At 30.5% G+C, this 25,988-nt stretch carries 25 protein-coding genes; 5 read left to right on the top strand and 20 right to left on the bottom strand.

Translation table 11 applies throughout. From position 1 onward, the window contains the following. Positions 1–59 precede the first annotated feature (59 nt). Entirely contained in the window at positions 60–1,523 is a 1,464-nt protein-coding gene (rpoN, locus tag WHA43_RS10165; RefSeq protein ID WP_105046942.1) for an RNA polymerase factor sigma-54, read from the top strand. Continuing rightward, entirely contained in the window at positions 1,520–2,119 is a 600-nt protein-coding gene (locus WHA43_RS10160; RefSeq protein WP_226742885.1) for a hypothetical protein, read from the top strand. The genes rpoN and WHA43_RS10160 overlap by 4 nt, the downstream gene beginning before the upstream one ends. Here the strand turns inward: WHA43_RS10160 and WHA43_RS10155 are convergent. From WHA43_RS10155 to WHA43_RS10130, 6 genes are all read right to left on the bottom strand, one after another. After that, positions 2,114–2,791, bottom strand: coding sequence for a porin family protein (locus WHA43_RS10155; protein ID WP_105046941.1), 678 nt, complete (start codon positions 2,789–2,791; stop codon positions 2,114–2,116). The genes WHA43_RS10160 and WHA43_RS10155 overlap by 6 nt on opposite strands. A gap of 106 nt (positions 2,792–2,897) precedes the next feature. Next, positions 2,898–3,362 (bottom strand): ExbD/TolR family protein, encoded by a 465-nt coding sequence (locus WHA43_RS10150; RefSeq protein ID WP_105046940.1) that lies wholly within the window; start codon positions 3,360–3,362, stop codon positions 2,898–2,900. Positions 3,363–3,384: 22 nt separating this feature from the next. Further along, the gene (locus WHA43_RS10145) at positions 3,385–4,029 is read right to left on the bottom strand and encodes an ExbD/TolR family protein (protein ID WP_105046939.1); all 645 of its coding nucleotides are present in this window, start codon (positions 4,027–4,029) and stop codon (positions 3,385–3,387) included. 9 nt (positions 4,030–4,038) lie between these two features. After that, entirely contained in the window at positions 4,039–4,497 is a 459-nt protein-coding gene (locus WHA43_RS10140) for a hypothetical protein (RefSeq protein WP_105046938.1), read from the bottom strand. Positions 4,498–4,506: 9 nt separating this feature from the next. Continuing rightward, positions 4,507–5,229, bottom strand: a complete 723-nt coding sequence (locus WHA43_RS10135; RefSeq protein ID WP_105046937.1) for a MotA/TolQ/ExbB proton channel family protein — start codon at positions 5,227–5,229, stop codon at positions 4,507–4,509. A 244-nt stretch (positions 5,230–5,473) separates the two neighbouring features. Then, on the bottom strand, positions 5,474–6,505 hold the full coding sequence (locus tag WHA43_RS10130; RefSeq protein ID WP_105046936.1) for an asparaginase: 1,032 nt from the start codon (positions 6,503–6,505) through the stop codon (positions 5,474–5,476). Between the two features lie 93 nt (positions 6,506–6,598). On the opposite strand from WHA43_RS10130, the gene WHA43_RS10125 reads away from it, so the two are divergent. Then, on the top strand, positions 6,599–7,297 hold the full coding sequence (locus WHA43_RS10125) for a zinc metallopeptidase (protein ID WP_105046935.1): 699 nt from the start codon (positions 6,599–6,601) through the stop codon (positions 7,295–7,297). Between the two features lie 128 nt (positions 7,298–7,425). Here the strand turns inward: WHA43_RS10125 and lepA are convergent, their stop codons facing one another. From lepA to WHA43_RS10110, 3 genes are all read right to left on the bottom strand, one after another. Further along, entirely contained in the window at positions 7,426–9,222 is a 1,797-nt protein-coding gene (lepA, locus tag WHA43_RS10120) for a translation elongation factor 4 (protein ID WP_105046934.1), read from the bottom strand. Positions 9,223–9,307: 85 nt separating this feature from the next. Continuing rightward, entirely contained in the window at positions 9,308–9,586 is a 279-nt protein-coding gene (locus tag WHA43_RS10115) for an EF-hand domain-containing protein (protein WP_105046933.1), read from the bottom strand. A gap of 36 nt (positions 9,587–9,622) precedes the next feature. Further along, positions 9,623–10,708, bottom strand: coding sequence for a TolB family protein (locus WHA43_RS10110; protein ID WP_105046932.1), 1,086 nt, complete (start codon positions 10,706–10,708; stop codon positions 9,623–9,625). Positions 10,709–10,752: 44 nt separating this feature from the next. On the opposite strand from WHA43_RS10110, the gene WHA43_RS10105 reads away from it, so the two are divergent. Then, positions 10,753–11,976: a M20/M25/M40 family metallo-hydrolase gene (locus WHA43_RS10105; protein WP_105046931.1), complete on the top strand. Its 1,224-nt coding sequence runs from the start codon at positions 10,753–10,755 to the stop codon at positions 11,974–11,976. Beyond that, complete coding sequence (gene dusB, locus WHA43_RS10100) at positions 11,973–12,971, top strand: tRNA dihydrouridine synthase DusB (protein WP_105046930.1); 999 nt, start codon at positions 11,973–11,975, stop codon at positions 12,969–12,971. The genes WHA43_RS10105 and dusB overlap by 4 nt, the downstream gene beginning before the upstream one ends. Here dusB and WHA43_RS10095 read toward each other — a convergent pair. The 11 genes from WHA43_RS10095 to WHA43_RS10045 form a co-directional block, all read right to left on the bottom strand. Continuing rightward, positions 12,968–13,507, bottom strand: coding sequence for a hypothetical protein (locus WHA43_RS10095; protein ID WP_105046929.1), 540 nt, complete (start codon positions 13,505–13,507; stop codon positions 12,968–12,970). The genes dusB and WHA43_RS10095 overlap by 4 nt on opposite strands. A 6-nt stretch (positions 13,508–13,513) precedes the next feature. Further along, positions 13,514–14,719: an ABC transporter permease gene (locus WHA43_RS10090; protein WP_105046928.1), complete on the bottom strand. Its 1,206-nt coding sequence runs from the start codon at positions 14,717–14,719 to the stop codon at positions 13,514–13,516. Positions 14,720–14,729: 10 nt separating this feature from the next. Then, on the bottom strand, positions 14,730–15,125 hold the full coding sequence (rbfA, locus tag WHA43_RS10085) for a 30S ribosome-binding factor RbfA (protein WP_105046927.1): 396 nt from the start codon (positions 15,123–15,125) through the stop codon (positions 14,730–14,732). Positions 15,126–15,145: 20 nt separating this feature from the next. Then, positions 15,146–15,790 (bottom strand): response regulator transcription factor, encoded by a 645-nt coding sequence (locus WHA43_RS10080; protein ID WP_105046926.1) that lies wholly within the window; start codon positions 15,788–15,790, stop codon positions 15,146–15,148. Beyond that, on the bottom strand, positions 15,787–16,533 hold the full coding sequence (locus tag WHA43_RS10075) for a sensor histidine kinase (RefSeq protein ID WP_105046925.1): 747 nt from the start codon (positions 16,531–16,533) through the stop codon (positions 15,787–15,789). Before WHA43_RS10075 ends, WHA43_RS10080 begins: the two co-directional genes overlap by 4 nt. Before the next feature lie 613 nt (positions 16,534–17,146). Beyond that, positions 17,147–17,740, bottom strand: a complete 594-nt coding sequence (locus WHA43_RS10070; RefSeq protein WP_105046923.1) for a hypothetical protein — start codon at positions 17,738–17,740, stop codon at positions 17,147–17,149. A 288-nt stretch (positions 17,741–18,028) separates the two neighbouring features. After that, entirely contained in the window at positions 18,029–18,310 is a 282-nt protein-coding gene (locus WHA43_RS10065; RefSeq protein WP_105046922.1) for a FoF1 ATP synthase subunit delta/epsilon, read from the bottom strand. Between the two features lie 69 nt (positions 18,311–18,379). Further along, positions 18,380–19,891 carry a F0F1 ATP synthase subunit beta gene (atpD, locus tag WHA43_RS10060; RefSeq protein ID WP_105046921.1) on the bottom strand — a complete coding sequence of 504 codons (1,512 nt, stop codon included), beginning with the start codon at positions 19,889–19,891 and terminating at the stop codon, positions 18,380–18,382. 167 nt (positions 19,892–20,058) lie between these two features. Beyond that, a complete protein-coding gene (locus tag WHA43_RS10055; RefSeq protein WP_105046920.1) occupies positions 20,059–21,414 on the bottom strand; it encodes an OmpA family protein in 1,356 nt (451 codons plus the stop codon). A gap of 116 nt (positions 21,415–21,530) precedes the next feature. Further along, a complete protein-coding gene (gene kbl, locus WHA43_RS10050; protein WP_105046919.1) occupies positions 21,531–22,724 on the bottom strand; it encodes a glycine C-acetyltransferase in 1,194 nt (397 codons plus the stop codon). A 48-nt stretch (positions 22,725–22,772) separates the two neighbouring features. Further along, entirely contained in the window at positions 22,773–25,928 is a 3,156-nt protein-coding gene (locus WHA43_RS10045) for a UvrD-helicase domain-containing protein (protein ID WP_105046918.1), read from the bottom strand. Between the last annotated feature and the right edge of the window lie 60 nt (positions 25,929–25,988).

Here is a 25,988-nt window from a genome sequence, read left to right as displayed (position 1 = left end):
ATCGTCATTCCTTAAAGAATGGCGATTTTATTTTTGTCTTAATTCTTATCTTTGTAATTATGTTAAAGCAAAGTTTACAATTCAAACTCTTACAAAAATTATCTCCACAACAAATCCAGTTGATGAAGTTGATTCAATTGCCTACGCAAGCATTTGAAGAACGTTTAAAACAAGAATTAGAGGAAAATCCTGCTCTTGATGACGGAAAAGAGGAAACTGAAAATTATGATGACGATTTGTCAAATGAGTATGATGATGATAATGATTCAGAGATAATAAATGCTGATGACATTAATATTGATGAATATTTAAGTGATGATGAAGTGCCAAGTTATAAAACTCAGGCAAATAATTATTCAGCAGATGATGAAGAAAAAAATGTGCCTTATGAAGCGGGAATTAGTTTTCATCAATCTTTAAAAAATCAATTAAATACGTTTCGTTTAACGGATGATGAGTTTACTATTGCTGAGTATTTAGTGGGTAGTATTGATGATAGTGGTTATATAAGAAGAGAAATTATTGATTTGGTTGATGACCTTGCTTTTTCAGCAAACGTCTTTACAACCGAAGAAAAAGTAATAGAAATATTAACTTCTGTAGTTCATAATTTAGATCCAATTGGTATTGGTGCAAGAGATTTAAAGGAATGTTTAATCATTCAATTAAAATCGAAAGAAACTAATAAAATAAGAACTTTAGCGATTGATATTTTAGAAAATGCCTTTGATCATTTTGTAAAAAAACATTACGAAAAACTACAAGAAAAATACGGAATTACTGAAGAGGAATTAAAGTTAATCAATACCGAAATTTCAAAATTAAACCCAAAACCTGGCAGTTCTTATTCAGGAAACAACAAATTTGCAGAACAAATTGTGCCTGATTTCTCAATTAAAATTATTGATGGAGAATTGGAATTGACATTGAATTCTAGAAATGCTCCAGAATTGCATATTTCAAAGGAATATAGCAATATGATGAGAGGTTATCAAGAAGCTACAACAAAAAGTCAGTCTCAAAAAGATGCTGTGTTTTTCATCAAACAAAAGTTAGATGCAGCAAAATGGTTTATTGATGCAATCAAACAACGCCAACAAACGTTGCTGGTAACCATGAATGCAATTATGCATTATCAATATGATTATTTTTTAACTGGTGATGAACGAAAGCTAAAACCAATGATTTTAAAAGATATTGCTGATCAAATAAACATGGACATTTCTACAGTTTCTAGAGTTGCAAACAGTAAATATGTTGCTACACCTTATGGAACAAAATTGATTAAAGAATTCTTTTCTGAATCAATGAAAAATGACCAAGGTGAAGATGTTTCTACTAAAGAAATTAAGAATATTTTACAAACTGTAATTGCCGAAGAAAACAAAAAAAGACCTTTGACTGACGAAAAATTGGCTGAAATTTTAAAAGAAAAAGGGTACCCAATAGCCAGAAGAACGATTGCAAAATATAGAGAACAATTAGATTTGCCTGTTGCGCGTTTACGAAAAGAAATTTTGTGAAAATTCCTCAATTTATATCTGTACTATTACATCCAATTGTGATTCCAACTGTTGGAGTAATGTTATATTTTTTAGTAACTCCAATTAATTTTGAAAGCAACCAAAAATTAGTTGTTTTAAGTTTGGTATTTATAATTACTTACCTAATTCCATTATTGATTTTAGTACTTTTTAAAAAATTAAAATTGATAGATTCTTATAAAACAGAAACTATCCATGATAGAAAATTACCTATAGCTATCATGTTAGTAGTTTTCTATTTACTTGGAAATACTCTACATCATATCCAACGTTTTAATGATATTGCATTGTTATTTTATGCAACATCTTTAGGATTAGTAATAGTGTATATTTTGTTTCATTTTAAAATTAAAGCAAGTATTCACCTTCTTTCATTCGGAATTTTTACTGGCTTTTTCATGACGTTAAGCGTTATACACAATCAATCATTTTTGTTAATTATAATGATTAATTTATTCCTTTCAGGAATTGTAGCAGCTGCAAGACTTCATTTAAATGCACATTCACCAAAAGAAATTTATGTTGGATTTTTTACAGGTGTAGTTGCGCCAATAATTACTTTTTGTGTTTTATAAAATGTAAAAAATCAGTCCAAACTTCAAAATACTAGTATCAATAGGTTCAGAATTGATAGTTGCATTTTTAAAAATTGGTGTTAAATTATAAAATACGTGAAGATTGATTACATCATAACCTGCTGAAAAAGTTAATCCGTATTGAAAATTGTTATAAGCTGAAACATTTTTATAGGAAAATTGAGTACCATTCTCATCAAATCGGAAAGTATTAGAAAAATTGTATAAAAATTTCACTCCAGTATAAATTCGCCAAAAATCAAATTTCACCGCATTTGATGTTCTCCAACGAAATTCTAGAGGAAACTCAATATTATGAGAAGAAAATATATTTGAATTTATATTAGTATTAGATTCAATGAAGATTGTTGTATTATTAATTTCCTGAACTTTTAAATTGTGATTGAAATAATCATAACCATAACCAACTCCAACTCCAATAGAAATTGTGCCTTGTTTATTTAAAATTATATCTTTTATAAAACCTGTAGATACACCAAATGAAAAACCACTTTTGCTAATTGTGGTAGGTTGTTTAAAAAATTGTGCGTATGATATAGAAGCATAAATCTGATCGTCAGCATATTTATCTCCAATTTGTAAAGAATCCTTCTGAGCAAATGACACAGAAACAAAGAAAATCAAAAAAAGAAAAGATACCAATTTTTTCATATCAAGAATATATATGATGAAATATACGATATTTTTTTAAGGAATATACAAAAAATAAAAAAGGGTAATTCTTTAGAATTACCCTTTTTTAAAACTATTTGTAAAATTAATTACCTGAACCTTTTTGGGTTGAATAACTAACTTTTAAAGCATTTACATCTCTCAATTTCAAACGAATATCAGTGATAGTACCAACATTTGATTCTTTATCAGCTTTTATTGAGGTTGTCATAAAAGGAATTTCAGCTTCTGACACTTTTGTTCTTGCATTGATGATAAAAGCAGGTACTTGATCAGCAGACGCAATTTTATCATTTAATTGAATTTTGTTGTATCCACTACCTTTATTTTCATCCTTTGCTTTACCAACATAGATTGTACAAACCAAACTTTTATGCTCTAACTTTTTAATTTCAGTCGCACTAGGAAGTCTTGGATTTTCAATTCTCAAATCAGTTTCTCTCATAGTTGTTGTAACCATGAAGAAGAATAATAACATGAAAACGATGTCAGGTAATGCTGCAGTATTTACAGCAGGCATTCCTTTCTTCTTTTTTCTAAATTTAGACATATTTGTTAAATTTTAAAATTAATTAAGATGTTGGTTCAGCATCAGAAATAATTTGAGGATAAGCAGTTTTAATAAACTCTACTTTAACTCTTAAATCTTCAACTCTGTCTTTCATACCAGCGTTCTTTTTGGCTTCGTCATAAGCTTTTTCTAGCTCATCAAAAGTCATTTGGTATTTTTGTCTTGACAATCTGTTTCTTAATTCAGTATAAGCTTTTAACAACTCATTTTGAACTTGAATATAAGTACCATATTCAGTACCTCTATCACTTTGAACAGAAATGATTGCTTTATTTGGATGGTCTGAAGAACTTTCGCTTCTATCACCTTGACAATAATCACAAGCTTTTCCTGGAGACCCATCTTCGCCAGCATTTCCAATTCCACCACCATTATCAATGAATTTGATAGCAGCTTCTTTTAAGTCTTTTATGTCCATTCGATCACCTTCTACCAAAAGCTCATTATTTCTGTTGATATTTACCTCAAAAATATTTTTCTCTTTGATAACAGGAGGAACATAATCAGCTGGCGGCTTTTCTGATAACTTCTTAGAAATACCTGAATCTACATTCATTGTTGTGGTAACTAAGAAGAAAATCAATAAAAGAAAAGCAATGTCCGCCATCGAACCTGCATTAATTTCTGGATTTTCTCTTCTTGCCATAGTGTTTTGTTATTTAACCAATCCTTTTACTAAATCCCACACAAAGAACAAACTTGCAATACCACCTAGAATGATACTGTACCAAATTCCTGCTCCTACCCATCTGTTTACTGATGATCCTGCTTCACCTCCTGGCTCAATACCTCCAGCAGCATTATAAACTGCATCGCTATCAGCTAGGAAATAGGATATCATCAATAATGCTGCCAAAACAGCTAATCCTCCTAGAGTTTTCTTTAAATTCTCTGGATTTCTAAACAAACTCAATAATGATAATCCAATAGCTACAACAACAGTTGCAATAAGCAACCAAGTTGAAAAATAAATTAATGGACTAATAACACTATTTTGGATTGCTACATCTGTTTCAATTGCTTCTGTATCTTCCATAAAAATTCTTATGAAAAGGATACCACCTATTAAGGCAATACCAGCAATTAAAAGATTTAATATTTTATTACTCTTCATAATGAATTATTATTTTTTAAACTTTACTAATAAATCTACCAATGAGATAGATGCATCTTCCATGCTATTTACAATACTATCAATTTTTGCAACGATATAATTGTAAAAAATTTGAAGAATAATTGCTACAACAAGACCAAATACTGTAGTTAATAAGGCGATTTTAATACCACCTGCTACAACCGCTGGAGAAATGTCATTTGCAACTGCAATGTCGTTGAAGGCACCAATCATACCAATTACAGTACCCATGAAACCAAGCATTGGTGCAAGAGCAATAAATAATGAAATCCAAGAAACATTTTTCTCTAATTGTCCCATTTGTACACCTCCATAAGCAACAACTGCTTTTTCAGCTTCTTCTACTCCTTCATCTACTCTATCTAAACCTTGGTAAAAAATAGAAGCTACAGGTCCTTTTGTGTTTCTACAAACCTCTTTCGCTGCTTCAACTCCACCAGAACTTAGAGCTTCGTCTACATCTGCTAATAATTTTTTAGTATTGGTTGTAGCCATGTTTAAATAGATAATTCTTTCAATAGCAATTGCTAATCCTAAGATTAACGACACTAATACAATTCCCATAAATCCAGGGCCACCATCAATAAAGTTTTGTTTTAATACTTGGTGAAACGTTTTTGCTTCTGTTACTGCTTCTTGAGCAAAAGTTGATTGTATAGCTCCAAAAAACATGAATCCTGTTACAGATAAGGCATTTACTACTTTTTTCATCTTGGTTATAAATTAATTTTAATAGTTAACGGGTTAAAGATATAAATTTTAAAATCAAAAACAGAAATTCTATAAAACTTTCTAATTCTTTAAAAGTTTATTTAGATAAATACTGGTTTTGGTGGGGCAAGTAACAAAAAATGTCAAGCATAAAAAAATTTTTTTACTCCTATTTATTGACAATTTACAATTTTTTTAAAATTTTATTTAAGAAATATTAATTTAGAGGGATTATGAAAAAAAATTATGAAATTTCTCCACGAATGGATTTCTCGAAATAATAAGTAAACTCTTCTAGAGAAAAATTCTCATTCAAAAGATACATCAATTTAGCGATTGCTGCCTCAGTAGTAATATCTTTTCCACTTACGACACCTATTTTTTTTAAAGCCACGCTTGTATCATAATGACCTTGATTAACATTTCCACCCAAACATTGAGTTACGTTTATAATTCTTATATTACCTGAAATTGCTTTCTTTATCAAATTTATAAACCAAATTTCGTTAGGCGCATTACCAGAACCAAAAGTTTCTAAAATTAGACCTTTCAAATTTTTTATATTCAAGATACTTTCCACTACATTTTTTGTAATTCCGGGAAAAATCTTTAGAATAGCTATATCAGTAATTAATTTTTTTCGAATAATTAAAGGAGCTGATTTTTCAGCATTTTTTAATAAATAATGTTCATTGAACTTTAAATATACCCCACTTTCTGCCAAAGGCGGATAATTCATAGATACAAAAGCTTCAAATTGCTCAGCATTCATTTTGGTAGTTCTGTTTGCTCTGTACAATTTATATTCAAAATACAAACAGACTTCTTGAATTATTGGGAAACCGTTTTTTTGAGCACAAGCAACCTCAATCGAGGTGATTAAATTCTCTTTTGCATCCGTTCTTAAATCACCAATTGGTAATTGCGAACCTGTGAAAATAACAGGTTTTTGCAAATTTTCTAACATAAAACTAGTGGCAGATGAAGTATATGACATCGTATCTGAACCTGAGAGAATGACAAATCCGTCAAATAAATCATAGTTTTTTTCAATAATTTCAACAATATCAACGTAATACTTGGTATTCATGTTTGAGGAATCTATCGGATTTTCAAAAGAAACACTATCAATTTGACAGTTTAATTGTTGTAACTCAGGAATTTTATCCAAAAGCTGCCTAAAATCAAATGCTTTTAATGCATTTGTTTTATAATCTTTCATCATTCCAATAGTTCCTCCTGTATAAATCAATAAAATTTTTGGCTTTTTTGACATTTTGACATAATTTTTTATCCGCATTAAAATTGGAATAATTTATGTTGTAAATTTACCGAACAAATTTGACATAAATAAGTAAACAAATATAGTATGATTGGATTTTATATATTAATAGGTGTAATTTCTTTAGTAAGTTGGATCATCAGCAATACTTTAAAGAAAAAATTTGATAAATATTCGAAAGTTAGCCTTAGAAATGGTATGAGTGGTGCTGAAATTGCCGAAAAAATGTTGGCAGATCATGGCATTTTTGATGTAAAAGTGATTTCAACCCCAGGAAGATTGACAGATCATTATAATCCTGTAGATAAAACTGTAAATTTAAGTGAAGCAGTTTACAATCAAAGAAATGCAGCAGCTGCAGCAGTTGCAGCGCACGAAGTTGGGCACGCTGTACAACATGCACAAGCTTACGAATGGTTAACAATGCGTTCTAAATTAGTACCAATTGTAAGTGTTTCTTCACAATTTTCACAATGGTTGGTAATTGGTGGTTTGATTTTAGGAGCTGGTGCAGGACAAACTGGTTTTGGATTTACCATAGCCGTTATTGGATTGATTTTTATGGCTTTGGCAACCGCATTCAGTTTCATAACATTGCCTGTTGAATATGATGCAAGTAACAGAGCTTTGGCTTGGTTGAAAAATAAAAATATGGTTTCTCAACAAGAATTAGAAGGCTCAACAGATGCTTTAAAATGGGCTGCAAGAACGTATTTAGTTGCCGCAATTGGGTCACTAGCAATGCTTTTATATTGGGCTTTGCAAGTTTTAGGAAATAGAGATTAACAAATGAAATTAATATAACATTGAATCATTGATTTAATGTTAGCAAAAAAAAATCCGAAAGAAAATTTCTTTCGGATTTTTTTATGTTTTTAGACTTTAAATATTAAACTCGAAACCTTAAAGTTAAGTTAGTCATTCAACTTTAATACTGCCATAAATGCTTGCTGTGGAATTTCTACATTCCCCACTTGACGCATTCTTTTCTTTCCTTTTTTCTGCTTTTCTAATAACTTACGTTTACGAGAAATATCTCCACCATAACATTTTGCAGTTACATCTTTTCGTAAAGCTTTTACTGTTTCACGAGCAATAATTTTTGCACCAATTGCTGCTTGAATAGGAATGTCAAATTGTTGGCGAGGAATCAATTCTTTCAACTTTTCACAAATTCTTTTTCCAATTCCATAGGCATTATCAGCGTGTAATAATGCAGAAAGTGCATCAACGGGTTGTGCATTTAAAAGCATATCAACACGAACCAATCTTGATGCTTTCATACCAATTGGATGATAATCAAAAGAGGCATATCCTTTAGAAACTGTTTTTAAACGATCGTAAAAATCGAATACAATTTCGGCTAAAGGCATATCAAAAATCAATTCTACTCTTTCTGGAGTTAAATATGTTTGATTCATGATTTGACCTCTTTTTTCAATACATAAACTCATTACCTGACCAACAAAATCTGATTTTGTAATGATAGAAGCTTTGATAAAAGGCTCTTCAACTCTGTCTAATTTTGATGGATCAGGCAAATCAGAAGGATTGTTTACAATGATAGGTTTTTCAGGTTCTTTTTTGGTAAAAGCGTGATACGAAACGTTTGGTACTGTTGTAATTACAGTCATGTCAAACTCACGCTCTAATCGCTCTTGAATGATTTCCATATGCAACATTCCTAAAAAACCACAACGAAAACCAAAACCTAAAGCGGCTGAACTTTCTGGTTGAAACACCAAAGAAGCATCATTCAATTGTAATTTTTCCATTGAAGAACGCAATTCTTCATATTCTTCTGTATCAACAGGGTAAATTCCAGCAAAAACCATTGGTTTTACATCTTCAAAACCATCAATTCTCTCGGTAGTTGGATTGGCAAAATCGGTAATTGTATCACCAACTTTTACTTCTTTTGCAGTTTTTATGCCTGTAATTAAATAGCCAACATCACCAGTTTTTACTTCATTTTTTACAACTTGTGTCAATTTTAAAGTACCAACTTCATCAGCTCCATAATTTTTGCCTGTTGCCATGAATTTGATTTGCTGATTTTTTTTGATACTGCCATCTATCACTCTAAAATAAGTTTCAATTCCTCTGTAAGAATTGTAAACAGAATCGAAAATCAATGCCTTTAAAGGTGCATCAGGATTTCCTTTTGGAGCTGGAATTTTTTTAATAATCGCTGCCAAAATTGTATCAACTCCAAAACCTGTTTTACCACTTGCGTGAATAACATCTTCAGGATCACAACCTAATAAATCAACAATATCATCTGTAACTTCTTCAGGATTTGCAGAAGGTAAATCAACTTTATTTAAAACCGGAATAATTTCCAAGTCATTTTCTAATGCCAAATATAAGTTTGAAATGGTTTGAGCTTGAATACTTTGTGCAGCATCTACAATTAACAAAGCGCCTTCACAAGCTGCAATGGAACGTGAAACTTCGTAAGAAAAATCTACGTGTCCTGGAGTATCAATTAAATTTAAAATATATTTTTCGCCCTCAAACTCATAATCCATTTGAATTGCATGAGATTTGATGGTAATGCCACGTTCGCGCTCCAAATCCATATTGTCTAACAATTGGTCTTGTTTTTCACGTTCTGTAACAGTTCCAGTAAAATCTAACAATCTGTCTGCTAACGTGCTTTTGCCATGATCAATATGAGCAATAATGCAAAAATTTCTGATGTTCTTCATGCGTTTTTCTATCGGCTTTTAAAGTTGCAAAGATACATAATAGATGGTTTCAAAAATCGAGTAAATTATTTGATGTTTATTTGATTTATTTTCTGAGATTTGTCTCAGCAATTGCTGCTTGAAATTCGTGCCAATCAACCAAACCATCGTTATTTTTATCAAAACTTTGCAACATAAATTCAGCAACCAAACCACGAATTAATACACTTACATCAGCTTCTTGCAACAATTTTTTGAAATCGTTTTTTGTTAAAAATCCATCTTTGTCCTCGTCGTAAAAATCAAACGCATCTTTTGGCTCTGTAAATTTACTTCGCATTAAAGTTTCGATATTTTTAAGAATTTTTTCTTTTGTCCAAGCCAAAATTTTTAATTTTTGAATTTTAAACCTTGAATATCATTAGTCTTGCCATTCAGCAATAAACAAATTGGTATCTCTGCCTCCACCATTGTTTCTGTTTGATGAAAAAATCAGTTTTTTACCATCATTTGAAAACACAGGAAATGCATCAAAAGTTTCGCCATGTGTTACTCTTTCTAGATTTTTACCATCCAAATCAATCATGTATAAATTGAAAGGAAATCCTCTTTCAGCTTCAAAATTGGATGAAAATAAAATCTTTTTTCCTGAAGGATGAAAAAACGGACTCCAATTAGCGTTTCCTAAATCTGTTAATTGACGTAATTCTGAGCCATCTGCATTGCATATAAACAACTCCATATCTGTTGGTTCAACCAAACCTTGAGCTAATAAATCCTTATAAGCTTTTATTTCTTCTTCCGTTTTTGGTCTTGATGCTCTGAAAATTAATTTTGTTCCATCAGGAGAAAAAAACGCACCTCCATCATACCCCAATTCATTGGTAATTTGCTTTACATCAGTTCCATCAATATTCATGGTGAACAATTCTAAATCTCCTGTTCTGGTTGATGTAAAAACAATTTTATCACCTTTTGGAGAAACAGTGGCCTCTGCATCATACCCAATTTCATTGGTCAATTGTTTTACAATATTTCCTTGTAAATCAGCTACAAAAATGTCAAACGAATCATAAATTGGCCATACATATTTTCCGTTTTTACGTAATGGAACTTCAGGACATTCTTTGTCAACCAAATGCGTAGAACCGTAAACAAAATGTTTGTTATCGGGTAAAAAATAAGCGCAAGTTGTACGTCCAAATCCTGTTGAAATCATTGGTGGTTTTTTATCTTTGAAAGTTTCATCAAAATTCATTAAAAACATTTGATCACAGTTTACACCCCAATTTTTATTGTTTGATTGAAAAACAATTTTTTGATCATCAAAGCTCCAATAAGCCTCTGCATTATCACCACCAAAAGTGATTTGTTTTAAACTTTTGAAATGTTTTTCTTCGGGAAAGATTAAAGTTGATTTTTCATTGTTTGTTACTTCTGATGGTTTCTTGTCTTTTTTACATGAAATTACTACACAAATCAGCATTAGGAAATAAAGAATTCTCATTTTCTTTTTTATTAGTTAACTTTGCAAAAATAATAGTAATTACCATGAGAAACATCCTATTTTTTATCTTTTTGGCAAGTTTATTTTCTTGCAAACCAGCAATAAATCAAGAAAACAGAATTGAAGAAGATGTTACTTTTTTAGCTTCTGATGCATTAGAAGGAAGGCAAACAGGTACCAAAGGCGAAAAAGAAGCAGCAAATTATATTGAAAATCGTTTCAAAGAATTGGGATTACAGCCAAAAGGAACTCAAGGTTTTCTGCAACCATTTAAATTTAAACCAAAGACAAATCCGCATGATGAAGTAAAATTTGATGTGAATGGTGATGGTACAATTACAGGAAATAACGTAATTGGTTTTATTGACAACAAAGCTGAAAACACCATTATTATTGGAGCACATTTTGATCATTTGGGTTTTGGAGGTGAAGGTTCGTTGTTTAGAGATACTGAAAAAGCGATTCATAATGGCGCAGATGACAATGCTTCTGGAGTAGCTGTTTTATTGAATTTGGCAGCAAAACTAAAAGATAAAAACACCAAAAATAATTACTTATTCATGGCTTTTTCTGGTGAAGAAATGGGACTTTTAGGTTCTAATTATTTTGTAAAAAATCCAACGATTGATATCAAAAAAGTATCTTATATGATCAATATGGATATGGTTGGACGTATGAAAAACGACAGCACTTTAGCTGTTTATGGAACAGGAACTTCGCCAATTTTTAAACAAGTATTGAAATCTTACAACAATAATTTTAAATTAATTCAACAAGAATCTGGAGTTGGGCCAAGTGATCATACAAGTTTTTATTTGGCAGATATACCTGTATTACATTTTTTTACAGGTCAACACGAAGATTATCACAAGCCAAGTGACGATTCAGAAAAACTGAATTATGAAGGAATGAAATTGATTTCTGAATACATTTTCAACATCATCACTGATTTGGATGATAATGGAAAATTGGCTTTTAGAAAAACTATAAATGAAAGTGAATCTACACCTCGTTTTAAAGTTGGTTTGGGTGTAATTCCTGATTATTTATTTGACGGAAAAGGCTTGAGAGTTGATGGAATTTCTGAAGGAAAAGCAGCTCAAAAAGCAGGTTTATTGAAAGGTGATATTGTAATTAAATTAGGTGATAGCACCATTACAAATATGATGAGTTATATGCGTGCTTTATCCATTTTTAAAGAAGGCGATAAAACATCTGTAATTATTAAAAGAGGAAAAAAAGAAGTAACTAAAGAGATTGAGTTTTGATAAAAATAGGCAACATAGAACTTCCAGATTTTCCATTATTGTTAGCACCAATGGAAGATGTTTCTGATCCACCTTTTCGTCGTTTATGCAAATTGCATGGAGCAGATTTGATGTATTCAGAATTTATATCATCTGAAGGCTTAATTCGTGATGCCGTAAAAAGCAAAATGAAGTTAGATATTTTTGATTATGAACGTCCTGTTGGAATTCAAATATTTGGTGGAGATGAAGAAGCGATGGAAATGTCATCTAGAATTGTAGATGCTGTTCAGCCTGATTTAGTGGATATTAACTTTGGTTGTCCTGTAAAAAAAGTAGTTTGCAAAGGTGCAGGTGCAGGCGTTTTAAAAGATATTGATTTAATGGTTCGATTAACAAAGGCAGTTATCAAAGGAACAAATTTGCCTGTAACCGTAAAAACACGTTTGGGTTGGGACGAAAATTCCATCAATATTGATGAAGTTGCTGAACGCTTACAAGATATTGGTGTGCAAGCACTAACAGTACACGCAAGAACGAGAGCGCAAATGTATAAAGGCCATTCTGATTGGTCGCACATTGCTCGAGTAAAAAACAATCCAAGAATTTCCATGCCCATTTTTGGAAATGGCGATATTGATTCTCCAGAAAAAGCACTAGAATACAAAAATAAATTCGGTTTGGATGGAATGATGATTGGCAGAGCAGCCATTGGTTATCCATGGATTTTTAATGAAATTAAGCATTATTTTGCAACAGGCGAACATTTAGCAAAACCAACAATTCAAGATAGAGTTGAGGCTGCTAAAAATCACTTAACTTGGTCTATGGATTGGAAAGGCGAGCGTTTGGGAATTGTGGAAACTCGCAGACATTACACCAACTATTTTAAAGGAATTCCGAATTTTAAAGAATTTAGAACACAAATGGTAACTGCTAATGATCCAAAAGATGTTTTTGCAACTTTAGAGTTAGTGGAAGAAAAATTTGGAAATATGGTGATTTCAGGTATTTAATTCAATATTCTAAAAGAATTAACCATTTTTTCAACATCTGATATGTGATCATCAAAAAAAATTATATTGCTTGAATAATAAATAGCAAAAGATTTTCTTTTATCATTAATAAGAAAACACATTATTCTTACTTTTCCATTTCTTTCTAATGTTTCATAAACAACCACATGACAGTTATTATAGATTGGATGTTTTATTTTTAAAATTTCATATTGAAAAATTTTGTAATAACTTTTTTTTGTAACTAAAAATTCTTTTAAGAGGTGATTTATGTCTCTACTTCTTCTCTCCTTTCTAATAATTAAACTAGGAGTGTTGGAAAAAGTGCCTATACTATCTTTATAATTCTTTGGAGTGTGTGCAATTAATCCTGGGTCAGTTTTGTGTGAAATCCAATTATCAGGAACATCAATCCTATAATCTTTGTAATAATTTTTTACAATACTTTCATTAACAATTTTATATGCCTCTAATTTTTGGGAATACGTATTATGAGCAAGAAACTGAACTATTACAATGTAAAATGTAAATCTCATAATAAGTTAATTTTTTTCAATAAACTCCTTACTAATTCTACTACTCGCAATTTTTGCCGCAATATATCCTAAAATAGTAATCGTAAATACGACAACCAATAAATTCGTAAATCGAAATTCTACTGGATATGCTAAACTTTCAGTAATCATAAACCATCCATATTTTTTTTGAAGTAACACCAATATCACTCCCAAAAAAAGTCCGAAAATCATTCCAAAAAACGTTAATAAAAATCCTTGAATCACAAATATTTTTTTGATTTCAGCAACTGTTGCTCCCAAACTAAATAAGGTTTTTAGATTGTCTTTTTTATCAATAATCATCATAATGATAGAGCCAATTACGTTGAACAAAGCAATAATGATAATCAAAGTAAAAATCAAATACGACACAAAATTTTCGGTATTTATTACCTTATAAAAAACTTCATTGAGTTGCTCTTTAGTTTGTATTGTAAAATTAGTTCCCAAATCATTTTGAAGTTGTTTTGCAGTTTTATCAGCAATTGATGCATTTTTCAATTTAATTTCAAAAGCTGAAATTTGACTTTTTTGAAATTTTAATAAATCAGCAGCTTGATCAATATCTACAAACACATATTTACTTTCAAACTCTTCAGTACCAGTATATAAACCAATAATTTGAACTTCGGTTTTGTAAAATGCATTTTGAGGGTTTATAAATCCTGTACCTGGTTTTGGCACTAAAATTCGCAATGGTTCTGTAAAATTTCGAACGCCTAAAGAGAGTTTCAATGCAATTGTGCGCCCAATTACAGCTGTATTTACATAATTGGTGTCAATCCAAATTCCTGTGCTGAGAGTGGAATCAATTCTTGTGATTTCAGGATAATTTGATGAAACTCCTTTGATAAAAGCAATTTCGTTTTTGTCTTCATATTCAAGAAAAACGCGTTCTTCAATGACTTTCGCAACTGATTTTATATCAGTATTTTGATATAAAATTTTTGAAATTGAATCAGTAATTAAAAAAGATTTCCCTTTTGTGGCAGTAATTTTTATATCAGGACTTGCACTATCTAACAATCCGTAACTAAAAGTACGCAAACCCGAAAACCCTGAAAGGATTATAAACAAAGCCAATGAACCAACAATAACTCCAAAAGAAGCTATAATGGTGATGATATTGATAGCGTTATTACTGGTTTTAGTAAATAAATATCTTTTGGCTATGTAGGTTGAAAAACGCAAAGAATTGAGATTATCTTTTTTGACGTCTTGGCAATAACTCCGGATTTTTTATTGGATTTTCGTCTTTTCCTTGCAAAGAATTATCAATTTTTTCTAAATAATCTAACGTGTCATCACCAAAAAACAATAACTCTGGCATTCTACGCAATTGATTTTTAGTTCTTTGCGCCATTTCATGACGAATTAAAGGGGTATTTGATTGCACTCCTTTTACAATTTCATCTCTTTTTTCAGAAGGAAAAATACTCAAGTACACTTTTGCCACACCCAAATCTGAAGTAACACTTACTTTAGAAACAGAGATTATGACACCTTTCATTCCATCTTGTGCTGCTTTTTGCAACACATCTACCAAATCTTTTTGCAAAACTCCTGCAATTTTTCGTTGTCTGTTTGTTTCTTCCATGCTGCAAATTTACACAATTTTTAAACAGTGTAAATTTTATTTTTTATGGCATATATTACCAAACCAATTCTGTTTTTTACATTGCATTTAGTAAATAATGCATCTCTGTAACCATCAACAGTTTTCGGACTTAAACACATTTTTTCAGCTATTTCTCTGTAGGTCAACTCAGAACAAGCCAATTTAAGAAATGTTATTTCGTGTTCTTTCAGTGAAATTTCTTCTTCAACCAATCCGTTTAATGATTTCATCAACAAATTTGTTACATTGTTGGTGTGGTAAAATCCATTTTCAACAATTTCTGTGAGTGCTTTTTCTAATACACTTTTTTCAGTGTCTTTTAGTAAATAACCTATTGCACCAGCTTTTAACATTTTTAAAATTGTAGTATCATCATCTTCAACAGAAAGCGCCATAACATGTACTGATGGATAATTTTGAGTTATAATTGCAGTTGTTTCAATGCCATTTAAGATGGGCATATGAACATCCATCAAAATCACATGAGGAATATTATTAGGAGATTTGCCAATTACATCTACTAATTCCTGCCCATTTTTACAGGTGTACAACACTTTAAATTCATTAAAAGTATTTACCATACTTTCAATAGCTTGAGATAATAACGTGTGATCGTCAACAACAACCACTGAATATTTTTTCATAATAAATATTGAATTTTTAAGGAGGTTCCTTTGTCTTTTTCGGAATGAAATTGGATGTTAGCGCCAATGAGTTTTGCTCTATTTTTAATATTGCTTAATCCTATCCCTTCCATTTTTTCATCTGAAGAAAATCCAATGCCATTATCTGAAACCGAAATTTGCAACATTGTTTCTTGATAATCCATTAAAACAGTAAGTTCTGATGCTTTGGCATGTTTGATTGTATTTGAAAAAAATTCTTGTAAAATTCTAAAAATAATAATTCCCGATTTCTCATCAATTTTTTGTTGATTTCCTATAATTTTCAATTCAGATTTGATGAAATTTAATCGATTAAAACGATCTATTTCTAATTGAAGCGCTTCTTGTAAATCGATATTTTTAATGGCTTCAGGATTGATTAATTTAGACAATGCTCTTACTTCTTTCAATCCTTTTGCGATCGTTTCTGAAACCTCTTGTATATTTTCTTTAGTGGTATTTTGTAGTTGAATTTTAGCCAAAGTGAGCAATTGACCAATATTGTCATGCAATTCCCAACTTATATTTCGTAAAGTTTCTTCTCTAATTTCTATTTGGGTTTCAGCAATTTCTCTTTCAAACCGTTTTTTTTCTTCCAATTGTTTCTCAACCAAATCGTTTTTCTTTTTTTGAAAAACTGTGAATAAAATTATTAAAGAAATTACGATAATAAGAATCAGTATTGTAGAAACAACTAATACAAACTTTCCGTTTTCTTGCATGCTAGTAAACCATAAATGAAAATTAATTGAAATATAGTAGCAAGATAATAAATTATAGGAAACATTGCTCTAGTTTCAAATATACTTGAATAATATAAAGACCAAAATGGCACAGAAGTTAAATAAAAAATTAAAAAACTTACTGAAATCCAAAAAGATAAAAGTTTCTTGTAATTTAAAATTTCATCAGAATTTAATAAATCAACAAAAAATAATATTACTATGATACTATTAAAAACACCTTCTAAAGGGATAGTATATAGTATGTAGAAATCAAAATAAAAACTAAGAAAATAGACCGTATTAAATGTTATCATTAAAACTTTTAAGATGACCAATCTGATTTTTTCTTTTATCAATTGATAATAAATCAGCGCAAATAAATTAAACTCAAAAAAGGTGTAGACATTGAAAAACGTAATATTATCTTTCACAAAAATAAAATGCGCTAATAAATCAAAAATTATTATCGTTAGAAGATAGAGAATAAAATATTTATAATAAGTATTTGATTTGTAATTTTTATAAAGCACAAAACATAACGATAGTGTTAAATATGGTAAATATCTTCCAATTATCTTAATTAATAAACCATCATCTGAGATCATATAAATTAATAAGGGGGTGAAGTTATTATTCTATTTGCTGATGAACTTTGTATGGTTGTGGTGTCTGTTGACTTTAAATAACTACTATTTTTTGACATTTTCATTCGTGCTTTTTCTAAAAATTCTGATATTAAAGCAGGTTTTCCAGTTTCTGAGTACAAAGGTTCAAAAGCAACATCATCTTTACCATCAATAGTTGTTGTTGGCGTAAAAATAAGTGTTTGTCTTCCTTTCAATTTTTGATTTACAAAATTTTCAGGATATTCAGAGGGATAAATTCTTAGACCTGTTACAGGAATACCTTTCTCTTTAGAAATTTTTTCAATATAAGCAATATATTGTTTCAAATCTTCTAATTTATACCAACTATAAATCGTTGAAATGGAATCTTTTCCATTAGAAACTTTCTTCAAGTATTTGTCTAACTCTTTTTTAGATCCTGAGTCAAAAGCATCTATCATTGCAGCCATTTCTTCGTAAGAAATAGCCTGCGAAGGCCTACTATCATTTAGATAACAGGTTGATGAGTTTTGTGGTTTCTCATTGCAAGAAACTAACAGGAATAAAAAAAAGGATGCTGTAAAAAATTGAATTTTCATTTTAAATTAGCTTTAGTGGATGAATCAATGAAATATAAATCTAATTTACGTAAAAAATATAGAACAATTTAGGGTGTTTTTCCTGTATAAAAAACAGGATTTTTCCTGTAAATTTTTAACCTAATATAATAGACCTTTGTTGTAGAAAATGACTTTTATAAAGTCGTTAGGGAAAATTGCTTTATAAAAACACCTTTATTAAAAGGTGTTTTTTCTTTTCAATAATTTGAAAAAAAAATCTCAAAACAATAAAGTTTTGAGATTTTTAAATATTGAAATGGCTAAAATTTAATCAGCCAAAATAATCGCTTTATTGTCATTCAGCTCTAAAGTACCTGAATTGATAGTTAAAGTTAGTTTACCATCAGCAGTTTTTGAAAATTTATTTTGATACTTTTCTGCAATAGAGTAATTAGAAGCTTGAATTTTAACTTCTCCAGATTTCAAAACAGAAACAACTGGTGCGTGATTATTCAACATTTGAAATTCTCCATTAACTCCTGGAACAGAAATTGAATCAACTTCTGATGAAAACAAAATAGCCTCTGGTGTTACAATTTCTAAAAACATAATTTAAGTGTTTTTAGTCTTTAGTTTTCAGTTTTAGTTAACACTAAAACTGAAAACTGAAAACTAGATTTAAGCGTCTGCTAACATTTTTTCACCAGCATCAATTGCATCTTGAATTGAACCTCTTAAATTGAATGCTGCCTCTGGGTATTTATCTAACTCACCATCCATAATCATATTAAATCCTTTGATGGTATCTTTAATATCTACTAAAACTCCAGGAATTCCTGTAAATTGTTCAGCAACGTGAAAAGGCTGGGATAAGAAACGTTGAACACGTCTTGCTCTTGAAACTACTAATTTATCCTCTTCAGATAGCTCTTCCATACCTAAAATGGCAATAATATCTTGTAATTCTTTGTATCGTTGTAAAATTGCTTTTACTCTTTGTGCACAGTTATAATGATCGTCTCCTAAAATCTCTGCAGTTAAAATTCTTGAAGTAGAATCTAAAGGATCTACTGCAGGATAAATACCTAACTCAGCGATTTTACGCGATAAAACTGTTGTTGCATCTAAGTGAGCAAATGTTGTTGCTGGCGCTGGATCTGTTAAATCGTCTGCAGGCACATATACTGCTTGTACAGATGTAATTGAACCTTTTTTAGTTGAAGTAATACGCTCTTGCATTGCTCCCATTTCAGTTGCCAATGTTGGTTGATAACCTACAGCTGATGGCATACGACCTAGTAACGCAGAAACCTCAGAACCAGCTTGTGTAAATCTAAAGATATTATCTACGAAGAAAAGAACATCCTTTCCTTGAGATTCACCTGCGCCATCTCTAAAGTATTCAGCAATCGTCAAACCAGATAACGCAACTCTTGCACGCGCTCCTGGTGGCTCATTCATCTGACCAAAAACGAATGTAGCTTTTGAATCTCTCATTCCTGCTTTATCAACTTTTGATAAATCCCATCCTCCTTCTTCCATAGAATGCATAAATGCATCACCATATTTAATGATCCCTGATTCTAACATTTCTCGAAGTAAATCATTTCCTTCACGAGTTCTTTCTCCAACACCCGCAAAAACTGATAGACCACCATGTCCTTTTGCGATATTGTTAATCAACTCTTGGATTAAAACTGTTTTACCAACACCTGCTCCACCAAATAATCCAATTTTACCTCCTTTTGCGTAAGGCTCAATTAAGTCAATTACTTTAATTCCTGTAAATAAAACTTCTGTAGAAACTGATAAGTCTTCAAATTTTGGTGCAGATCTGTGAATTGGCAATCCATTTTCACCTTCTTTTCTAAGGTTTCCTAAACCATCAATTGCATCACCAGTTACATTAAATAAGCGTCCATAAATATCATTACCAATAGGCATTTGAATTGGGCTTCCTGTGGCAATTACTTCAACACCTCTGCTTAATCCATCAGTAGCATCCATTGAAATAGTTCTTACAGTATCTTCACCTATATGTTGTTGAACTTCAAGAACCAAAACAGAACCATCCGCTTTCTTTATTTCTAATGAATCGTAAATTTTTGGAAGTTCGTTGTTTTCTGTATCAAATTCAACGTCAATTACTGGTCCAATTATCTGAGAAACTTTACCTATTGTTGCAGACATTTTATATCTAATTTAATTAATGTTTATTGTTAGAAATTAATCATTTTATTTCAAGGCGCAAAGGTAATTCTTTTGAACGTAATTAAAAAAATAAATTTAAAAATAGTGTAAATAAAAAAGCCTCACCAAAAAGGTGAGGCTTTTCAAATTTATAAAATAATAAATTATTATTTATTTGTAACTTTTACAACAACTCTTCTATTTTGCTCTCTTCCTTCAGCAGTATCATTTGAAGCGATTGGTTGACCTTCACCGAATCCTTGAGCTTCCAAACGTGTTGTATCAACTCCTTTTTTCACTAAATAATCTCTAACTGCCATAGCTCTTGATTTAGAAAGTCTAGCATTTACATTTGCTGAACCTGTACTATCTGTATGACCTTCAATTGTAAACTTAGCATTAGGATATTTGTTCATTACATCAACAATAGCATCTAATTTTTCAGTTACTCCTGGTTTGAAAGATGATTTACCTGTGTTGAATAAAATTGCTTTTGCAAATTCACCTAATGAATCTTCAGCATCTTTAGAAATAACTTCTGGACATCCACCATTTGATGCAGGACCAACTTCTTTTGGACATTTATCATCTTTGTCTAATACACCATCTCCATCTGTATCTGGCCAAGGACATCCACCGTTTGCAACAGGACCTGCTACTGTAGGACATTTATCGTCTTTATCAACTAAACCATCTCCATCTGTATCTGGACAACCTTTGTTTGCTTTTGTACCTTTTTCATTTGGACACATATCATCTTTATCAGCAATACCATCTCCATCTGTATCAGGACAACCATTCATTGAAGCTAAACCAGCAACTTGAGGACAAGCATCATCTGAATCTTTAATACCATCTCCGTCTGAATCTGGACAACCATTAAACTCTTTTAAACCAGCAACTTCTGGACATTGGTCATATTTATCGTAAATTCCATCTCCATCTGAATCTTTCCCTCCAAATTTGATTACAACACCTAAAGAAGATTGGTAATGAGATCTTACTTCATCAGAAAAACCTTTGTTAGTTCCTGTTTGGAAACTTAAACCAAAACTGTCGTTAAACCAAGTGTTGAAACCAAAACCAAGATTTAACATTCCCTCAGAATTAGAATTAAAAGAAACATAGTTACCACCTAAATAAACAAAAGGATCAAACCAACCTGTTTCTCCTACAAGTTTATTCAAATCATACTTTACATTTACACCTAAAGAATAATAAAGTGCATCAACATCTCCTTCTGTAAGTTCGTGAGTAATTTTATTTAAAGAACCTGCAAATTGTAAAGAAAAACCTTTGTCTAAGTATTTTTCAGCAGTGATTCTAGAAATTGATGGTAAAAAATTCCAATCTTTATTACCTAACCAATCTTTCATTTGGTCAGAAAAATTGTTTCCACCGTAAAAGTCTACAATGTTTACACCAAAGCCTATTGCCCATGGGTTGTTTTCATCCTGTGCGCTTACGTTGCTAACTGTTACTAACGTAAACAAAGCTATCACAGCTAATTTTAATTGTTTCATTATCAAATTTTTAAATTAAAAGTTCGTTTTTATTGTACGCAAAAGTAAGTCGTTATTACTAATCTGCAAAGCAAATCTACAAAAAGTTAAACAAATCACAAGTTTTTTTTGTAAATCTAAATGATATTCAATGATTTTCCTACTTTTATAAAAGCTGATATTGCTTTATCTAAATGAATTTTATCGTGAGCAGCTGACAACTGAACTCTGATTCTTGCTTTTTCTTTTGGCACCACAGGATAAAAGAAACCTATAACATAAATCCCTTCTTTCAACAATTCATTTGCCATTGTTTGAGATAGTTTTGCGTCATATAACATAACTGGCACTATAGCAGCATCTGCTCCAACCAAATCGAAACCGGCTTTTTCCATTTCGGTTCTGAAATAATTGGTATTCCATTCTAGTTTATCTCTCAAAGTTGTATCATTTGAGATAAGATCAAATACTTTTAATGAGGCACCTACAATTGTTGGAGCTAATGAATTTGAAAATAAATATGGCCTAGATTTTTGTCTTAAAATTTCAATGATTTCTTTTTTGCCTGTAGTATAGCCACCCATTGCACCTCCTAATGCTTTTCCAAGAGTTCCTGTTATTATATCAACTCTATTCATCACATTTTTTAACTCAACAGTTCCTCTTCCTGTTTTTCCAATAAATCCTGCTGCATGACATTCATCAACCATGACTAATGCATCGTATTTATCTGCCAAATCACAAATTTCATCTAATTTAGCAACAATTCCATCCATTGAAAAAACGCCATCAGTTACGATGATTTTAAATCGATGATTTTTTTTAGTTGCTTCAATTAATTGTTCTTCCAAAGAATTCATATCATTATTTTCATAACGATAACGTGCTGATTTACACAAACGAACTCCATCAATAATTGAGGCATGATTTAAACTATCAGAAATTATAGCATCATCTTGCGTAAATAAAGGCTCAAAAACTCCACCATTTGCATCAAAAGCTGCTGCGTACAAAATGGTATCTTCTGTTGTGTAAAAATCAGCAATTTTTTTCTCTAATTGTTTATGAATATCTTGTGTACCACAAATAAAACGAACTGATGACATTCCAAATCCATGAGAATCTAAGGTGTCTTTTGCTGCTTGAATTACCTCAGGATGATTTGACAATCCTAAGTAATTATTAGCACAAAAATTAATGACTTCTTCGCCTGTTGAAATTTTAATAACAGCATCTTGTGAGGAAGTAATAATTCGTTCGGATTTAAACAATCCATTATTTTTTAAATATTCGATTTCGGCTTGAAGTGTATCTTTAATTTTTCCGTACATGATTTATCTTTTTTGAGAACACAAAGTTACAAAGTTTCACTTTCTTAGTTACACTTTCACAACATCAATTGTCTCTCCTATATATATGAGTAATTTTTCACGAACCTTACAATTCATTTTTTCAAGAACTTTTTGATATTTAAACAACTGTTGTTGATGAGAAACAAGTTGATTTCCTGTTTTATAATCGATGATTACAACTTCGTCATTCACAAAAATCAATCTATCAGGAATGATGATTTTTTGTTCATCATCTACAATTTCACGCTCATTAAATACTATTACATCTTCAGAAAAATAGGTTTTTAATGTTGGATGAAAAACAATATTTTGAATTATTTTTTCGATAATTTTTAGTTCATCTGATGAGATATAGCCTTCATTGAAATAGCTTTTAACAACTTTTTCGATATCATGAAAAGTGAAAATTTGCGCCAACATTTCATGAATTAAATTCCCGAATTCAATGGCTTTTCCTTGAGTTGTATCCCACAATTTTGAAGCACTTGCCAACAACACTAAATTTTGCTCTTTCCACGGAATTGAGATGAATTTCTCATGAACTTCCGAAATTACTTCAACATTTTTTGTAATACTTACTCTTATATTATTACCAAAATTGTATTCAAAAACTGACTCATCCCAATAATTATTTTCCTTCAAAAAAATCTTGAAAAATTCAGAGAAAAACGTGGGATTTTCCTTTTCTTTTTTGGGCAATTTATTTCCTGTAATAATATGCAATTGCTCTACAGCTCTTGTTAAAGCAACGTATAATAAATTAAAATTATCTAATTCTAATTCTTCTCTTTGCTGCTTATAAATAGCTATTCCTCTGTCACTTATTAATTGCAAATCCTTTTTGAAATCTACTAACAATTCAGTAAATGGTTCGTAATTTTTAGGCAATTCATCCAACCAAACTTTGGGTTTTATTTGCTGATAAATATCTACATCGCAAGGAAAAATAACCACTGGAAACTCCAAACCTTTGGCTTTGTGAATGGTCATTATTTGAACAGCATTGGCACTTTCTGGCGCAACAATACTTAAGGTTTCTTTTTTAATTTCCCAACAATCTACAAAGTCTGAAATGTCACTTCCTTTGTTTTGCTGCTCTAAAACAACATCTAAAAAAAACTGAACATAAGCATCAGATGAAGTTACCAAATGAAAACTTCTAATAATTTCTTCTACTTTTTCATAAAGTGGCAATTGCTGAAAATTAGTTTCATCAAAATAAATTTCAAACTCTTTGAGTTTTTTGAAAAGTTGTTGGTTTTCAAACTTTATGAATCGTTCAAAAAATTCGTGTTTTGTAGTTGGTATCTGTAAATGTTCGTGTAAAAAATACAACATTTCAAAACGCGTTTCTTCATCTTCTGGATGATGCATCAATTGTAAAAAATTGACAATAAATATAACTTTTTGATTGTTTTTAAGCAATAAGGTTTCTGAAGAAATAATAGGAATTTCATGCTCCTGCAAATAATTTGCTATGGCAATTCCGTCTTTTTTAGTTCGCGTCAATACACAAATTTCATGTAAAGAAAATTGTTGTTGAATATCAATAATTTTATCAAAAACTTTTTTTGGATACGCAGTTTTTTGAGTTTCATTTTCTGATTCAACTTCATCAACTTCTTCCTCTTTGTCAATAAAAGTAATGGAAACAAAACCTCCTTTTTTCGAATTTTCTAACTGATTGTTTCCTTCAAAAAATAATTTTTGATACGATTCATTGGCAAGAAAATTTGATAAATGAGTAAAAAACGAATTGTTGAAATTGATAATTTCTGCAAAACTTCGATAATTAGTTTCTAAAATATGAAGTGATTTTTGTGTTTGAAATGGATTTTCAGGCGCACTTCCTAAATTGATAAATTGAGCTGCTTTTCCTCCTCTCCATCTATAAATAGCCTGTTTTCCATCACCAACTAACAACAAACTTCCATTTTCTTGTGACAAGACATTGTCAATCAAAGGAATTAAATTTTGCCACTGCAATTCAGAGGTATCTTGCATTTCATCAATAAAATAATTCTGAAAACGTTGTCCAATTCTTTCATAAATAAAAGGTGCAGGCTGCTCTTTAAGTTGGTCAGAAATCAGTAGATTAAACTCGGCGTTTAAACGAATATTATTCTGATTTTTAATGGTTTCTAATTCACTATTTATGTGATTTAAAACAGCTAAAGGAATGATGCTTTTTAAGACCAATTTATTTACATTATAATCCGGAAATAAGCGTTCAAAAAGTTCTTTTGATTGGTAATAATACTTTTGAAATTGTTCTTTATTTTCATCTAAAACTAATTTCGAGGTTTTTGAAGTTTTCGCTGAATAAAGGTCTTTTGAACTTTCAATACTTTTATGCAGTCGCCCCTCAAAATTAAGATTCTCGAAATTTAAGTTTTTTAACTTTTTAAAATGATTTGGATAATCTGAATAACTGAAATCATTGTCTAATAAGTTTTTGGCTTTTATAAATGATAAAACTTCATCTGCAAACTCAATGAACTGATTTTCAATCAAAATTTTTGATTTTTGAAGTCTTTTTTTCAAATCAAAAAAATCATCTAACGTTTTATTTTTTAGATTTTTAAAATGTTTGATATCATCTTCATTTAGCAGAATTTTCGAAAAATCATTGAGCTCTTTTGTAATATCCCAAGAAGTGTCATCATCTGTTTTGTCTAAGGAATAATCAATTAAAATTTCGGTCAATTTTTTGTCTGTCCCAATTTTCGAAATCAACACATCAACAGCCTCATTAAGAAGAGATTGCGCATCCATTTCAACCTCAAAATTGAGTGACAATCCTAAATCATAAGCAAAATTTTTGATGATTTTATGGGTAAAACTATCAATTGTTGTAATTGAAAAAGCCGAATAATTTTGCAAAATTGCGTCTAAAATTTTCTGACTTCTTACTCGAATTATTTCTTTATCAACAGGAATTTCCCGCAGAATTTGTTGTAATAAATCTGTTTCTTTTCCTTCAGAAAAAGCCTCTAAACTAGTCAAAACACGCTCTTTCATTTCGCCAGCAGCTTTGTTAGTAAAAGTGATGGCTAATATTTTTTGAAAAGCAAAAATATTTTCGGTTGAAAGTAAAATTTTTAGATATTCTTTAACAAGTGTGAATGTTTTTCCACTGCCAGCAGAAGCATTGTAAACTTGAAAAGTTGCAGATTGTTGCACAATTTTGATTTATAGGAATTGCACGAATTTACTGAAAATAAATCTAACAATTTATCAATT

It is taken from the genome of Polaribacter gangjinensis (assembly GCF_038024125.1).
GTDB classification, from domain to species: domain Bacteria; phylum Bacteroidota; class Bacteroidia; order Flavobacteriales; family Flavobacteriaceae; genus Polaribacter; species Polaribacter gangjinensis.
This window is presented reverse-complemented; position numbering and strand designations above follow the sequence as displayed.

Bases quoted from the DNA above. Each gene is read 5' to 3' on its own strand.
- WHA43_RS10080 (WP_105046926.1), bottom strand. From the start codon at position 15,790: ATGAAAAAATATTCAGTGGTTGTTGTTGACGATCACACGTTATTATCT.
- WHA43_RS10125 (WP_105046935.1), top strand. From the start codon at position 6,599: ATGATTGGATTTTATATATTAATAGGTGTAATTTCTTTAGTAAGTTGG.
- rbfA (WP_105046927.1), bottom strand. From the start codon at position 15,125: ATGGAAGAAACAAACAGACAACGAAAAATTGCAGGAGTTTTGCAAAAA.
- WHA43_RS10055 (WP_105046920.1), bottom strand. From the start codon at position 21,414: ATGAAACAATTAAAATTAGCTGTGATAGCTTTGTTTACGTTAGTAACA.
- WHA43_RS10110 (WP_105046932.1), bottom strand. From the start codon at position 10,708: ATGAGAATTCTTTATTTCCTAATGCTGATTTGTGTAGTAATTTCATGT.
- WHA43_RS10140 (WP_105046938.1), bottom strand. From the start codon at position 4,497: ATGAAGAGTAATAAAATATTAAATCTTTTAATTGCTGGTATTGCCTTA.
- atpD (WP_105046921.1), bottom strand. From the start codon at position 19,891: ATGTCTGCAACAATAGGTAAAGTTTCTCAGATAATTGGACCAGTAATT.
- WHA43_RS10155 (WP_105046941.1), bottom strand. From the start codon at position 2,791: ATGAAAAAATTGGTATCTTTTCTTTTTTTGATTTTCTTTGTTTCTGTG.
- rpoN (WP_105046942.1), top strand. From the start codon at position 60: ATGTTAAAGCAAAGTTTACAATTCAAACTCTTACAAAAATTATCTCCA.
- WHA43_RS10070 (WP_105046923.1), bottom strand. From the start codon at position 17,740: ATGAAAATTCAATTTTTTACAGCATCCTTTTTTTTATTCCTGTTAGTT.
- WHA43_RS10095 (WP_105046929.1), bottom strand. From the start codon at position 13,507: ATGAGATTTACATTTTACATTGTAATAGTTCAGTTTCTTGCTCATAAT.
- WHA43_RS10065 (WP_105046922.1), bottom strand. From the start codon at position 18,310: ATGTTTTTAGAAATTGTAACACCAGAGGCTATTTTGTTTTCATCAGAA.
- kbl (WP_105046919.1), bottom strand. From the start codon at position 22,724: ATGTACGGAAAAATTAAAGATACACTTCAAGCCGAAATCGAATATTTA.
- lepA (WP_105046934.1), bottom strand. From the start codon at position 9,222: ATGAAGAACATCAGAAATTTTTGCATTATTGCTCATATTGATCATGGC.
- WHA43_RS10150 (WP_105046940.1), bottom strand. From the start codon at position 3,362: ATGTCTAAATTTAGAAAAAAGAAGAAAGGAATGCCTGCTGTAAATACT.
- WHA43_RS10130 (WP_105046936.1), bottom strand. From the start codon at position 6,505: ATGTCAAAAAAGCCAAAAATTTTATTGATTTATACAGGAGGAACTATT.
- WHA43_RS10145 (WP_105046939.1), bottom strand. From the start codon at position 4,029: ATGGCAAGAAGAGAAAATCCAGAAATTAATGCAGGTTCGATGGCGGAC.
- WHA43_RS10135 (WP_105046937.1), bottom strand. From the start codon at position 5,229: ATGAAAAAAGTAGTAAATGCCTTATCTGTAACAGGATTCATGTTTTTT.
- WHA43_RS10105 (WP_105046931.1), top strand. From the start codon at position 10,753: ATGAGAAACATCCTATTTTTTATCTTTTTGGCAAGTTTATTTTCTTGC.
- WHA43_RS10075 (WP_105046925.1), bottom strand. From the start codon at position 16,533: ATGCAAGAAAACGGAAAGTTTGTATTAGTTGTTTCTACAATACTGATT.